This is a genomic window from Streptomyces sp. NPDC089424 (assembly GCF_044749345.1).
Taxonomy (GTDB): Bacteria; Actinomycetota; Actinomycetes; order Streptomycetales; family Streptomycetaceae; genus Streptomyces.
On sequence record NZ_JBIVHU010000004.1, the window covers coordinates 489202 to 502272 of the forward strand.

A 13071-nucleotide genomic window follows, 5' to 3' on the forward strand; every position below is an offset into this window, starting at 1 on the left:
GCGTGCCGCCCAGGCAGGTCATCAGCTCAGTGCTCGAAGAGGCACCTCAAGTCGCCGTATGTTCTGGGACAACTTCCGCGAAGTCAGCGGACGGCGGTGTCGGTCTCGACATGTGAGCCTGAGTTCCTCTGCGCGCGTCGTTCGGCACCGGTCTCCACGTGGGGAGGGACCGGTGCCGAACGACGTCGCTCACTGAAGATCATGTCCGGCTCCTACCCAAGCCGCCCTGGAGGAACGCCTCGGGGGCGGCTTGCGATGCGTCTCCGGTTGCGCCGGTGCCCCAAAGCGGTGCCCCCCGAAGGAACGCCCGGTAGGCGCCCGCGGCGTCGTCCTCCACGGTCGGCTGCTGCGGTCCGTACCGGGTATCGCTCCGGTCCCGCTTCGGGCCGGAGATCCAGAACGCCTCGCCGGTCTCGGCATCGAAGAAGTTGGCGTCGAAGAGACCGAGGCCGGTGGCCCGCCGTAGCGTTCGCCCCTGGAAGTACGCCGTCTTCCAGGTCTTGGAGAAGTCCACCCAGCCGATCCACGACGGTCCGCGGTCGGTGTCGTAGCCGGTCTTGAGCTGGACGAACATGATTCTGCGAGGCATGACACCAGGCTGCCCGAGCAAGCCCTGACGGTACATCGGGTTTCTCCCGAGCGGGCCGGTACCCGGCGGCCGAATCACATTCGCACTGCTGTGCGCGACTTCGTAGGATCTCGGCGCGAGGCGGTGCCGCAGTGGCCGAGTGCTCGCCCCAGAACCTCGGAGAATCCCATGCGCCGTCCTCTCATGCTCACCGCTGCCGCCGTACTGCTGTGCGCCGCCTGCTCCACGGCCGACAGCGACCACTCCGACAAACCCGATAGCCCCGACAAGCCCGTGACCGCGTCGTCGTCATCCCCGTCTTCCGCCCCGTCGTCCAACCCCTCGTCCGACCCTGGCTCCGCCGTGCGGGCGGCCGTCGCGGGGCTCCGCGAGGACAGCGCCGGATTCCGCCAGGAGATCGAACTGGAGGGTGAGGGCAAGGTGTACGGCCTCACCGTCACCGGCGACTTCGACTTCGCCGCGGACAAGGGCCACTTGGCGGTCGACCTCCCCGGCGGCGCCATCGACCACAGCGACCAGGTCTTCGCGGGCGACAAGATCTACGTCAGCGGCGTCCAGGGGATCGACGAGGATGCCTGGGGCGTCATGCCCCGGGACGAGGCGGAGGCCCACTACCTGCTGCGGGCCCCGCTCAACGACCCCGAGCACGTCCTGCGGCAGATCGCCGCCCTGCGCACCGTCTCCCGGGAGGGCGAGGAGAAGGTCGGCGGCGTGCGTGCGGTGCGCTACCGCGGTGTCCTCGACCACCGGACGGTCACCCTGCGCATGGCCCCGGACGTGCGCGAGAAGATGGATTGGACCCGCGACACCCTGGGCGCCGACCTCCCGGTCTTCGCCGACGCCTGGGTCGACGGCCGGGGGCGGCTGGTGCAGACCCGCATGGAGGCGATCATGTCCGGTGCGCGAGTGACCGTGACCATGACCCTCTCAAACATCGGTGAGCCGGTCCACGTAACGGTTCCCCAGTCCGCGGACACGGTCCCCGTCACCCAGTTCACCGGCATCCTGAGCGGCTGAGCGACGGCGAGCGACTGGACGCCGCCGACGTCCGGCCCAGGAGTCGGCGTGCACGGCGGGTTCCGGGTCAGGCGGTTGTGACGGGGCGTGGGCTGCCGTGGAAGACCTGGTTGGTGTGCCAGTTGCGGTGGATGGCGGCGACGGGGTGGGCGCCCGGTTGAGGTCCGACAAGTGGCCGACCGGCGAGCGCGATGACGTGTTCGCGGGCGGCAGGGCTGTGGCCGACGAAACGTTGGGAGACCAGGATGCGGTGGCCCTCGCCGACACCGAGCACGCCCTTGTCGAAGAGCTTGTGGTGCAGGGAGCACAGGCACAGTCCGTTGTCGACGTCGTCCGGTCCGTCGAACGCCCACCAGCGCACGTGCGCGGCCTCCAGCCCGACCGGCATCGCGCCGATCCTGCCGTCGTAGCCGCAGAAGGCGCACCGGTACTCGTAGGCCGTCAGGACCCGCTCCCGCATCCGCGGATCCCGCTGCCTCCGCACGGCGGCCGCGAGCCGTCCGGACTCCGCCGGTTCCAGCTCCAGGCCGACGGATTCGCACAGGTCGCCGTGGAGCGAAGGGGGGAAGTGCAGGTCGAGCAGGACCCGTGCCATCCGGCCAAGTAGCTCCGGCTCACGCCGCAGCGCCGCCCGCAGCTCCGGCGCCAGCCGTCCAGCGGCCCCCGCGGCCCGCAACTCCCCTACCCCGCTGCCGGGACTGCCCGGTCCACGGTCGGTGCGGACCTCCCACACGCCGTCGCTCACCAGGTGGTGGAACGGGTAGGCCGGAGTCGTCCGGTTCGGCGGACCGTACTCGGTCAGCAGCCGCTGCAGATCCTCCTCCACCGCGCTGTACCGCAGCTCGCCGGCGGCATCCTGCTGGAACCGGCCGAGGGCGTACAACAAGAGCAACGGCTTGTGCGGCGCGCGGGTCCCACTTCTGGTCCACTGCCTCAGTTTCGCCGCCCGCTCCAGCCAGTCCATGACGGGCGATCGTAGCCGCGCCGCGGTCTGCGTCGGCGTCCACGGGTTCCTCGAAGGGCTTCGGCAAGACCCGGCTCGGGCAGGCACTCGCCGATGTCGGCATCGCTTGGAGTCGATGTCCCGGCCTTCGTACCCGGCGGAAACACATCAGGACCCGATCCATCAAGTGGATCAGGCCCTGACCTGGTGTTTCACTGTCGGGGTGGCGGGATTTGAACCCACGACCTCTTCGTCCCGAACGCGATCAGGCGTCTCTTGACCTGAGGTGCAAGGCTGCTGACCTGCTCGTTCCCTTCCAGTACGGTCCATTACCGTCCAGGACGGTCTCAGTGAGCCTGCCCCGTTTGGCCCCCTGTTTGGCCCCCGGGGCGCGGCCGACGCGCCTCAACCACAGCCCTAACTGTCTCGGCGGCAGACTGTGGGTCCTCGTGCTCCCACACGCGGATCACAACCCACCCTGCCTCTTGCAGACGTCGGTTGCTGTCCGCATCCCGGGCTATGTTGCGAGCCACCTTGTCCGCCCAGAAGGCGCTATTGGCCTTGGCTGCCGTGTGATGAGCCGGACACCCATGCCAGAAGCAGCCATCCAGGAACACAGCCACCTTGGCTCGGGTGAAAACGAGATCGGCCGTTCTCCTCACATCAGGCAGAGGCCGAGCCGCAACTCGGTACCGCAGTCCTAGAGCATGTACAGCTCGTCGCAGTGCTAGCTCAGGCAACGTGTCCCTGCTCCGGTTGGCCTGCATGCGGGCACGGGCGCCACTGCTAGAAGCCCAAGATTGTTCGCGCGATGCCACAGAAGGTGACCGTAGTCCATGACCGAGTGCTTGAGGAGGCGCCGGCCAGCAACAGCCCACGCTACGACTGTCACCGGCCGGTCCCGCTACTCGTATGACTCCCCGCGGGCTTTCATGTCTTCTACCCGTTCAAGGAAGTCTTTGTGCGCGCGCTGCGTATCGTTCAATATTTCATGCCACCCGCGACGGTCGATGCGCACGTCATTGTCCATCGAAGACAGATTGGTCCGCTTCAGCTTGTCCACGTGGTCAACGACAAACGTCAGTCGACAGTACCTAAACTCGGCTCCGATGGTGGGGTTCTTCTCAAGGAACTCTTCAAGGTCGACTAGATAGTTGAAGGCTCGCTCATATTCGGTATCGGTCAGATGGTAGTCCATGCGTTTGATCTCGACGATCCACAGCGTCCCGGCCTCGTGGAGCAGGACGAAGTCCGGGCGCTTGTTTGCACGGTTGATTGCCGTAGTGACAATCTCCTCACCGTACTTCTTCTTGTACCACGCACCAAAACTCTCTCGGACGCGTTGGAGCGTCTCATTCATGCCGAGCGGAGTCCATTCAGGCGCCAAAAGCCAGGGTGCCTGCTCGATTAGTTTCTGCAGGCGAGCTTCGTGCGTGTCTCCGTCAGAAGTGAACTCTTGGAGCCGTTGCACTACGGCGACCCGTTCGGCGGCCACTTGCCCTAGTGAGTACATCTCCGCCACGCGGGCTTTATCGAAGAGTCCCACTACAGCGTCAAACGTGTTGTCCGTCGTCTCGGCGACCCCATGTAGCGCATCCAATAGGGTCTTGTGAGGCCCGATCGACCACGCGAGGCGAACGATCCTTTCGACATGATCCGGGTCGGACAAAGATTCGCGATCCTTGTTGACGACCAAAAGCCGAGCGGCCTCAGTGACAGATGTCTGGAACTTGCCATCACCGGGTGCAGCCTCTTCAAGGCGCTCGGGGAGGCGGGAGACCTCTTTGAACTCCTGCCATGCCTCGCGTGACACTGCCGTTTCCCCCCGGGCGGCCAATTCCTTAATCGCCTTCTGGCCCCAACGGCTCAGTGCCTCACCGAGCTCGGAGCTCCATATGATGTCTTGCCTGTCCGAACGAATCAGATCTTCATGGTCATCCAGCCATTCGGCGTGGATCTCGCCGACAAGATACGACCGGATCTTGAATTCTCCAGTGAAGCCAGAGTGGATACCGAAGTCTCGCGTTTGAGCAACAATCTTGCCGCGAGCGTAGATGCGGACGCCTGCCATTGCCGGATCCTTGTAAGGGCGGCGAGAATAGGCTAGCCATCCCTTGACAGGGAGCATCGCGCCAGATTCGGTCACTACGGCACGATCGCTGATATCGACCTTCGTTCCCTCAAGGATGTCGATGTTCAGCTCGCCCAGAGAGAAGGACTCGTGAGCAGATTCAGGGTGACTGTTCACGATCCGAACGTTCCAGTCCTCCCTGGACAATCCAAACCGGGCGGAGAGCTGCCGATCCAGCTCTTCGCCGCTAGGAACTCGCTTCCGCTGGAAGTCGCGCAGCTTTATCGTAGTTCCACTGCTGTCGGACCAGGTGCCGTTCTGATCCCCTGGAGTGGGGAAGTATGCATCATTCGTATCTGCGAGGATATCCGGCAGGGATAGGATCAGATGAGCAACCCTGTAGCCGTTTTCGGTTGGCTCGCCGCCTGCCGTAAGCACCTCGACTGTATTGCAAATGCCGAATGGTGCGAGTTTCCCAATCCCTTTCCTCCCCATCACGGGGCGATCCTTGTCGCGTGAGCGATCCTTGTTGAAGCGCTGGCGACGGTCAGAGCCGACGGTGAGATAGTGACGATTTACCTCTTCCGGCGTCATGCCGTGACCGTTGTCGGTAATCGTCACCTCGTAGCCCGTGATTTGAGGGTCGCCGGGTCGGGCTGCAAGAAACGTGCCCCATGGCAAAGTCACAGTGACGGATTCTGCGTCGGCATCGTACGCGTTTGCGATCAGCTCCGCGAGGACTGCCGACACTCGGTCGTACATCTTTATTCCGAGCTTATCGACCGTTAGCCGGCTGATACGCATGATGTACGGGTCCAGATGCTCGTTGTCTGGCGCCGTGCTGTCTGCGGACGTCCCGGTGTCAGATGCCGACACTGGGAACAGTGCATCAGGATCGTCGTTGTGCAAGTTGCCCTCGTCTGCCTGCCCTGTCACGTTCCGCCCCCTGTCGACGCGTCTGCTGCCGCCTGGCGCTCCGTGGCTACGCGACATCTGTCCTGACGCTTCTAGGGGCAGTTTGAAGCATCTAGTAACTTCTCGCTACTAGTTGACGACCAGTCGTGTCGCCGACAGGTACGATCACGCCATGTCGAGACTTAGCGCCGTAGACCTCTTCGCCGGGGCCGGGGGAGCGACGCAGGGGCTCAGGGATGCCGGGTTCCGTGTGCTTGCCGCCGTCGAGAACGATCGTGACGCCGCCCGTTCGTACCGCCGCAACCATCGTCGTGTCCTGTTGCTGGAACAGGACGTGCGGTTGGTGGACCCGCGGAAACTTAGGCTCGACCTCGGCTTGAAGGTGGGGGAGCTGGACCTGCTGAAAGCGTGCCCTCCCTGTCAGGGCTTCTCCACGCTCGCTAAGGGGGAGGTCGATGAGGAGAGGAATAACCTGGTCCTGGATGTGCGACGCTTCGTCGTCGAAATGAAGCCCAAAGCCCTCTTGTTGGAGAACGTTCCAGGACTTCAGAAAGACAGGCGTTTGGTCGAGCTGGTCAAGAGCTTGGAGGATATCGGATACCGCTTCCATGGTGTAAGGATGAACGCTGAAGAATTCGGCGTCCCTCAGCGTCGGAAACGGTATATCTTGGTTGGCCTCTCGAAGTCTGTTCCTGCTACCGAATTTCCCGATGACTTGCTTTCGTTGCTTCCCTCGAAGTTTGATAGATCTCGCCGAAATGCGGGAAGTGCGCTTCGGCATCTTGAACGATATAAGCGAAGTGATGATCCGCTTGATGTGCATCGTCAGAGCAATCCCGCCGTTCTGGCGAGGATAAAGGCAATTCCGATAAACGGTAACAGGTTTGATCTGCCTCCGGAGCATCAGCTTGATTGCCACAAGAATATGAAGTCTCGCCGATCCGCAGCCGCGTCTTATGGACGCGTGAAGCTAGCGGAGCCGGCTCCCACGATGACGACGCGCTGTACCACTCCTGCGTGTGGCACCTTTGTTCATCCAGAGGAAGACCGCGGTCTCACTTTGAGAGAGGCTGCGGTATTTCAAACTTTCCCACTCGCCTACACGTTCGTTGGCGACTATGGGTCCATCGAACGGCAGATCGGTAACGCGGTTCCAGTGCGTATGGCGAAGGGTTTGGGGTTGATCGTTTCATCTCTGCTCGGCGGACAGGATAAGCCGACCGAGGGTGCTTGAAGTCGGCGTTTGTGACGGCATGAGAGTAAGCTTCACTTATTTGCGGGCGGGTCTGGGGCGTTACTCCTGATCAGGCTACTGTGGCAGGAATCCGGGCTTCTCTTGTCCGAGGGAATGCAGTCGGTTTAGGTAGTTCTGTGCCGCAGGCTCTGAGCTGTAACGGCGCTTCATCTCGGCAGCAAGTTCGCGGCTAGTCATGATGAGGGATGGAACCGACTGGCGGTCTCCTTCGAGCGCCCGCTCCCCCATGATGAGTGCCTGCTCCAGGTCGCCCTCACGCGCTGCCGTAACCCCAAGGGTGACCCGCGCTTCCGCGTTGCGCATTGGTGAGCGCTCGGTTCCGTCGAAGTCTGTTCCCGCCCTCAGCACCTCTTCGGCGAGCGTGCGAGCAAGCTTGTCCTCGCCGACCAGGCGGTAGCAGTCCATCGCGTAGAAGTCGAATTTGGCCGGGTCCACGACGAAGTGGTTGTCAAGGTTCTCCGGGTACGGCATCCCTTCGAGTATCCGCCGTCCCTTGTCGAGGGCTACCTCAACCTGTCGGCGGTCCCCGAGCCGTGCCCACGCTTTGGCTTCCTGTGCGGCAAGCTGTACTGCCACACCGTGGTGCTGCGCGGTATCCGCTCCGGCCTGCGCGGCCGCGATGACGCCGCGGTAGTCGCCGGTAGTGAGCGCAAACCATGCCCGCATCTCGTGCGCCCACCCGGCCACCTCTGCGGTGTCTGCTTCAGTTGCGAGGGAGAGAGCGGCGCGGCGCGTCGACTCGGCAGCGTGGCGGTCGCCTGTGTCGTACTCGACACAGCCGACCAGTAGTGCGAGCCAGCCAGATAGCGCGAGCACTTCCCGGTGCTGCGCGAGCGTGAGGCTCTTCGTGTGAAGTTCAACGACTCGGCGAAGCCACTGCCGGCCCTCGATAAGAAGCTGCTCACTCGGCATGAATGGGTACTCCGAAGCGAGCCGGTCCGTCGTGATCCGCAAGGCGTCGAGCGTGGCGTTGTCGACGTCGGACCGGTTGAGACGACTCACGATCTCCAGCGTCTCCATGCCGGATGCTGCCAGGATCTCCTTGTCTCCGTCCCGTCGCGCAGGTGCCGGGAAGAGCGCGCGCGTCACCGTGCCGAAGAGGGCCGCGATGATCGGTTGATAGAAGTCGTTCGGTGTCTGGCCGGACTCCCAGCGCTTCCACTGGCGAATCATGCTCTCTTCCGCGGGCAGCTCCGTGGGAGCGTGCGCCCGCAGAGCCCTGACTGCGTCACGTTGCGACCAGTCGCGCGCCATTCGTTCAGCCGCGATGCGCCGCGCCCATGCGGGCCTGTCGTCGGTCATGCGCCCTCCTCCGAGTGCCTGCTCCGAGTCTCGCGCGTGAGCCGGGGGGACAGGGAAGGTGACAGGCGGGTGTCACCGGACATGTCCCCTACTCCGATCTTCCGTCCCCTGGCTGTCACTTATCTCTCAACTCCCGTTCGCTGCATGCTGGTTGCAGATCACGCACCACCCGGCACGGAGCGGCTTTCGAGCGCTTCGAGCCTGCCGCGGAGTTCCGAGACTTGGGAGGTGAGATGTTCGAGCTGACGCAGGACTTCGGGAAGGTCGACACCCGCGTCAGCTTCGCTGGCTTCGGTGGCCTGCTCCGGGTCCCGGGCGTAGCTGCCGCGCGACGTGGTCAGGATGAGCCCGTCCTCGCGGAGGATCGTAAGGGCGCGCTGCACTGTCATTCCCGAGATCTTGAAGCGCGTAGCCAAGTCTCGCACGGAGCCCACGTGGGCCCCTGGCTTGATGTCGCCACGCAGGATCTCTTGCCGCAGGATGTCGGCCGCCTGCTCGGACTCCGGTCTGGGGTCGTCTTTCGAGATTTCAGCGCTCATCACGCCATCGAGCGTACCCACCCCTAGTACGACCTAGCACGAATCTCCGCGACCCTCTTGCGCAGTGGTACGTGCTAGTACATGCTGTCACGCATCAGTACGACGAGCCCGAAAGGGCTTGGCCGGCTGTGTCTGCAAGTGCTTGACCTGCAAGACCGCACGATCAGGAGCCCCGCATCGGACGGGGGGAGGCGACCCGGCGCCTTGTCATTAACCGGAGGGCTTAGACCGAAAGGTCACGTCTCCATACGCCTACTTCGAGGCCGGACAGCTCTACCTGACACGGGAGCGCGGTCGCGATGAAGGAGACATGTACTGCCGCCCCGATGGTCGTAGGCCGGGTTCGACTCCCGGTCGGGGCATTTTCCCTTGCCGCACTGCGGTTCGGGTTCTTCCGGAGCAGCCGCCGTCTCACCAACACGCCTGCGGCTCGCCGGCTCCATGTCCCTCCCATTTCAGGAGCTGTCATGCGTACGTACATCGGCCGCCAACAGGCCATCTCTGCGGAGGACTTCGCGGAGCTGGCGCTCGGCACCCCGGTTGAGCTGTGGCTCGGGGTCGAGGGCGAGACGGACGAAGAGCGCGCGGCCCGCGAGGACGCGGCGCGCGACATTCTCGCCGACAACCCCGACCTTCCCGACGACCTGATTCGCATCGCCGCGCAGGTCATCGAGGAGAACCCGGACCTGGTCGACGTCATCCCCCTGGCCCGCCCCGCCCGGCGCCGCCGCGCGGCACGTAAGGGGGTAGCGGCATGACGACCAACCCCGCTCCCGAGGCGCCTGCGTCCGGGGTGCCGCCGCTGACGAAGCCGGAGATGGGGCTCGCCGGAGTTGGCGCGCTCGCCGCGGCCGGCGTCGGCGCGCTCGGTCTGATCTCTTCCTTTGACGCCGTGTCGGCCGCTGCTGCCCGATGGGGCTTCCACGTTCCGTGGATGCTGCCGGTTGGGATCGACGTGGCCATCCCGGTGTTCACCGTCGCCAACCTGCTGTTGATCCGGATGGACATGGCGCTCGCGTGGGTGCGATTCGTGCCGTGGGTGCTCACCCTGATCACCTGCGGGCTGAACATCGCCGCCGGACAGGGCATGTGGGCCAAAGTCGCCCACGGCACGATGCCGCTGCTGTGGGTGGTGTTCTCCGAGATCGGCGCGCACATCTACGCCGTGCGGATCGGCGCGGCCACTGGTCGGCGCATGGAGAAGATCCGGTTCTCCCGCTGGCTGCTCGCCTTCCCCTCCACCTTCGCGCTGTGGCGCCGCATGACGCTGTGGGAGGTCACCTCCTACTCCGAAGCGCTGGCACGAGAGAAGGAACGGCAGTTGGCCCGCGCGGACCTGCGCGAGCGCTACGGCCGCAAGTGGCGCTCGAAGACCCCGCGGCGCGAGCGCGTGATGCTGCGCATGGGCGACCTGGCCCCCGCTGCCGAGCAGGAGGCGCCCGTACCGCCCCCGGCGGACAATCCGCCGGCACCGGTCGACTCCAAGTCGCGCCCGCGCCGCCAGACACCCGTCAAGGGCAAGGCCAAGACACAGCGCACCTTCGAGGAGGCGCTGACCGAGGCGCGCACGGTCACCGCAGAGTGGACCGAGGCGGAGCTGACCGCAGACCGTCTGCGCACCACGCTGCATGTCTCGCAGGCCAACGCCCGCAAGCTGCGGGAACAGTTGAAGGCGGAGCGCGCCGACGGTCGTCCGCTGCACTCCGTGGACGACGCGGAGAGCGACGGCACGACGGCTGAGGCCGCCTGATGTTCGCCAAGTGCTTCGACCCGACTGGCGCGAGGCACGGACTGCCCACCTATCCGTGGCGCTGTGCGCCCGACGGGCTCGCCACCAAGCGGCAGTTACGGGCGCGCGGCTTACGGCCCGGTGGGCAGTCCATCGCGGCGCAGATCATGCGCCCGCGCTACCGGCGCGGCCCGCTGGTCGCCTATCTCTACCACGTCGACCGCGCCAAGCCCGTCCGGCCGATGACGCCGGGCAAGTGGGCCGCGCTCGCCAAGGCGAACCGTGCCCGCCGCACGTGCCCCGCGTGCCGACAGGACGCCGGATACGTCATCCCCACGTCGCTCGGCATGTGCGTGCCCTGCGCCTACCCCGAGGAACAGCGCGCCGCCTGACCTGCACGTCACGATCCGGCGGGGTCCGTCCGCCCACCTCCTACAGCGACGGCCGAACCCCGCCTTTCCTCCCATTGGAAGGGACTGTCAGTGAAGCACCCTGACGACCACAACGAGCTGTTCAACCGACTCGAAGCGGAGATGAGCGCCGACTCCGGGGGCGAGGTAGTCGACCTCGACAAGGCGCGGTCGGCCCGATCGGAGTCGGCCGACCCGACCGCCCGACCCGACTCTGACCCGTCGGCCGACTCCGAGACCGCGCGGTCGGGTGCTGAGTCGGGCGACCCGACCGCGCGCGTGATGGTCGACCTGCCGACCCCGACGGCCACCGGTCCGGGCTACCTCGGTCGGCTGCTCGGGGCACAGCGCCGTGCGGTCGTTCCCGTGTGGCTGCGGTCGGTGGCGGAGCTGCGGACCGCCACGGCGTGGGTGGCTCGCCACTACGCCCACGCTGCCGGGTATCACGCGCTGCGTGCCCCGGTCTACGCCGCCCGCCTCGCCCTGCAAGCCCCGACCGGCGCCGCCCGATTCGTGGGCGGCACGATGCGGTGGGTGGCCGACCGTGAGGGCGAACCGGTCCGACTCGCTGCGGTCCGTCGTGAGGACGCTGCGGAGTACCTGAAGCTGTCGCGTCAGCGCGATGGACGGGTCCGACTGCGCACCCTCGTGGCCGTGCTCGCCATGTTCGTCGGGCTCGGCTCCGCGCTCGCCATCTACGTGCTCGCCCCCGACTGGCTTCAGGCGGTGTCCGTGAGCGCGGTCGTGATGGCGCTCGGGTTCGCCGGACGCCGCGCGGATGCCCCGGTCATCCACCGCGCGGTGGAACTGCCCAAGGCGGTCAAGCTCACCAGTGACATCGTGCTGCGGGCGCTGGGTGCTCTGGGCATCCCCGCCATCAACCAGGCGCAGGCCAAGGGGCGCGACGGGTTCGAGTTCACTGCCCCGATCACCCGTGATGGCCCCGGATGGCGAGCGGAGGGCAATCTCCCGTACGGCGTCACGGTGACCGACGTCATCGAGCGTCGCGACCGGCTGGCCTCCGGCCTGCGCCGCCCTCTCGGGTGTGTGTGGCCCGAGGCGGTACCGGATGAGCACACCGGTCACCTCGTGCTGTGGGTGGGGGATCAGGACATGTCCCGCGCCAAGCAGCCCAAGTGGCCGTTGCTCAAGTCGGGTTCGGTCGACCTGTTCAAGCCGGTCGCCTACGGCACCGACCAGCGCGGACGCTGGGTCGAAGCGACGCTGATGTACATCGCGGGCGTCATCGGCGCCATCCCGCGCATGGGTAAGACCTTCCTGCTCAGGTTGCTGCTGCTCATCGCCGCGCTGGACCCGCGGGCGGAGCTGCACACCTACGACATGAAGGGCACGGGCGACTTGGACCCGGTCGGCGACGCCGTCTCCCACCGCCACGCCGCGGGTGACGACGACGAGTCCATCGAGTACTGCCTGAACGACTTCCGGGCACTGCGCGAGGAACTGCGACGCCGCACCAAGGTGATCCGCTCGCTTCCGCGGGATGTCTGCCCGGAGTCGAAGGTGACCAGCACTCTCGCTGACAAGCGCTCCCTGGGTCTGCACCCGATCGTGATCGGAGTGGATGAGTGCCAGGTGCTGTTCGAGCACCCCGAGCACGCCAAGGAGTTCGAGGAGATCGCAACCGACCTGGTCAAGCGCGGTCCGGCCACCGGCATAGTGCTGCTGCTCGCCACGCAGCGCCCGGACGCCAAGGCGCTACCCACGGGCATCAGCGCGAACGCGTCGGCCCGTTGGTGCCTGAAGGTCATGGGCCAGCTCGAAAACGACATGGTGCTTGGCACGTCCGCCTACAAGCGGGGCGTGCGGGCGACCATGTTCGCCTGGGGTGACAAGGGCATTCACTACTTCGTCGGTGAAGGCTCGGACGCCCGGATCGTGCGCGCCATCTACATCGACGGCCGTGCCGCCGAAGACGTCGGAGCCCGCGCTCGCCGCCTGCGCGAGGAAGCGGGCACCCTGTCCGGGCACGCGCTCGGGGAGGCACCCGAGCCGGTCACCAGCGCGTATGACCTGCTGCGCGACATCCTCGCCGTTGTGCCGGCCGATGAGCCCAAGGTGTGGTCCGAAACCGTCGTTGCCCGGCTCGCAGAGCTGCGCGAAGAGGTCTACGACGGCTGGGACCCCGAAGGGCTCGCCGCCGCGCTCAAGCCGCACGGTGTGTCCACCATCCAGGTGGGCCGCCGCGTCAAGGGCAAGGTCGTCAACCGGCGCGGTATTGACCGCTCCCACATCGTCGCCGCGATTGCGGAGCGTGACGGAAAGCGGGACGCGGGCTGAGTG

General features: G+C 65.8%; 12 protein-coding genes. 6 read left to right on the forward strand and 6 right to left on the reverse strand.

From position 1 onward, the window contains the following. Nucleotides 1-199: 199 nt before the first annotated feature. Nucleotides 200-589: a hypothetical protein gene (locus tag ACIP2X_RS21915; protein WP_401675579.1), complete on the reverse strand. Its 390-nt coding sequence runs from the start codon at nt 587-589 to the stop codon at nt 200-202. Nucleotides 590-757: 168 nt separating this feature from the next. Between ACIP2X_RS21915 and ACIP2X_RS21920 the strand changes: the two genes are divergently transcribed. Beyond that, on the forward strand, nt 758-1606 hold the full coding sequence (locus ACIP2X_RS21920; RefSeq protein WP_401675581.1) for a hypothetical protein: 849 nt from the start codon (nt 758-760) through the stop codon (nt 1604-1606). 67 nt (nt 1607-1673) lie between these two features. On the opposite strand, the gene ACIP2X_RS21925 is transcribed toward ACIP2X_RS21920, so the two are convergent. From ACIP2X_RS21925 to ACIP2X_RS21935, 3 genes are all read right to left on the reverse strand, one after another. Next, nucleotides 1674-2570, reverse strand: coding sequence for a phosphorothioated DNA-binding restriction endonuclease (locus ACIP2X_RS21925; RefSeq protein WP_401675584.1), 897 nt, complete (start codon nt 2568-2570; stop codon nt 1674-1676). A gap of 326 nt (nt 2571-2896) precedes the next feature. After that, entirely contained in the window at nt 2897-3427 is a 531-nt protein-coding gene (locus ACIP2X_RS21930; RefSeq protein ID WP_401675586.1) for a very short patch repair endonuclease, read from the reverse strand. A gap of 26 nt (nt 3428-3453) precedes the next feature. Further along, entirely contained in the window at nt 3454-5556 is a 2103-nt protein-coding gene (locus ACIP2X_RS21935) for an ATP-binding protein (RefSeq protein WP_401675588.1), read from the reverse strand. A 151-nt stretch (nt 5557-5707) separates the two neighbouring features. Between ACIP2X_RS21935 and ACIP2X_RS21940 the strand changes: the two genes are divergently transcribed. Next, nucleotides 5708-6769, forward strand: a complete 1062-nt coding sequence (locus ACIP2X_RS21940) for a DNA cytosine methyltransferase (protein ID WP_401675590.1) — start codon at nt 5708-5710, stop codon at nt 6767-6769. A gap of 75 nt (nt 6770-6844) precedes the next feature. Here ACIP2X_RS21940 and ACIP2X_RS21945 read toward each other — a convergent pair whose 3' ends face one another. Together ACIP2X_RS21945 and ACIP2X_RS21950 are read right to left on the reverse strand one after the other, a co-directional pair. Further along, on the reverse strand, nt 6845-8092 hold the full coding sequence (locus tag ACIP2X_RS21945; RefSeq protein WP_401675592.1) for an XRE family transcriptional regulator: 1248 nt from the start codon (nt 8090-8092) through the stop codon (nt 6845-6847). 158 nt (nt 8093-8250) lie between these two features. Then, entirely contained in the window at nt 8251-8631 is a 381-nt protein-coding gene (locus tag ACIP2X_RS21950) for a GntR family transcriptional regulator (protein ID WP_318811233.1), read from the reverse strand. A gap of 467 nt (nt 8632-9098) precedes the next feature. Here ACIP2X_RS21950 and ACIP2X_RS21955 point away from each other — a divergent pair, with 467 nt between their 5' ends. From ACIP2X_RS21955 to ACIP2X_RS21970, 4 genes are all read left to right on the forward strand, one after another. Next, complete coding sequence (locus ACIP2X_RS21955; protein ID WP_401675594.1) at nt 9099-9389, forward strand: hypothetical protein; 291 nt, start codon at nt 9099-9101, stop codon at nt 9387-9389. Further along, nucleotides 9386-10381 carry a DUF2637 domain-containing protein gene (locus tag ACIP2X_RS21960; RefSeq protein ID WP_401675597.1) on the forward strand — a complete coding sequence of 332 codons (996 nt, stop codon included), beginning with the start codon at nt 9386-9388 and terminating at the stop codon, nt 10379-10381. Before ACIP2X_RS21955 ends, ACIP2X_RS21960 begins: the two co-directional genes overlap by 4 nt. Continuing rightward, nucleotides 10381-10752, forward strand: a complete 372-nt coding sequence (locus ACIP2X_RS21965; protein WP_401675599.1) for an RRQRL motif-containing zinc-binding protein — start codon at nt 10381-10383, stop codon at nt 10750-10752. The genes ACIP2X_RS21960 and ACIP2X_RS21965 overlap by 1 nt, the downstream gene beginning before the upstream one ends. Nucleotides 10753-10842: 90 nt before the next feature. Continuing rightward, nucleotides 10843-13068 (forward strand): cell division protein FtsK, encoded by a 2226-nt coding sequence (locus ACIP2X_RS21970; RefSeq protein WP_401675601.1) that lies wholly within the window; start codon nt 10843-10845, stop codon nt 13066-13068. Nucleotides 13069-13071 lie beyond the last annotated feature (3 nt).

Excerpts from the sequence above, each read along its gene's own strand:
- ACIP2X_RS21915 (WP_401675579.1), bottom strand. The coding sequence starts at position 589 with ATGCCTCGCAGAATCATGTTCGTCCAGCTCAAGACCGGCTACGACACC.
- ACIP2X_RS21920 (WP_401675581.1), top strand. The coding sequence starts at position 758 with ATGCGCCGTCCTCTCATGCTCACCGCTGCCGCCGTACTGCTGTGCGCC.
- ACIP2X_RS21925 (WP_401675584.1), bottom strand. The coding sequence starts at position 2,570 with ATGGACTGGCTGGAGCGGGCGGCGAAACTGAGGCAGTGGACCAGAAGT.
- ACIP2X_RS21940 (WP_401675590.1), top strand. The coding sequence starts at position 5,708 with ATGTCGAGACTTAGCGCCGTAGACCTCTTCGCCGGGGCCGGGGGAGCG.
- ACIP2X_RS21945 (WP_401675592.1), bottom strand. The coding sequence starts at position 8,092 with ATGACCGACGACAGGCCCGCATGGGCGCGGCGCATCGCGGCTGAACGA.
- ACIP2X_RS21950 (WP_318811233.1), bottom strand. The coding sequence starts at position 8,631 with ATGAGCGCTGAAATCTCGAAAGACGACCCCAGACCGGAGTCCGAGCAG.
- ACIP2X_RS21955 (WP_401675594.1), top strand. The coding sequence starts at position 9,099 with ATGCGTACGTACATCGGCCGCCAACAGGCCATCTCTGCGGAGGACTTC.
- ACIP2X_RS21960 (WP_401675597.1), top strand. The coding sequence starts at position 9,386 with ATGACGACCAACCCCGCTCCCGAGGCGCCTGCGTCCGGGGTGCCGCCG.
- ACIP2X_RS21965 (WP_401675599.1), top strand. The coding sequence starts at position 10,381 with ATGTTCGCCAAGTGCTTCGACCCGACTGGCGCGAGGCACGGACTGCCC.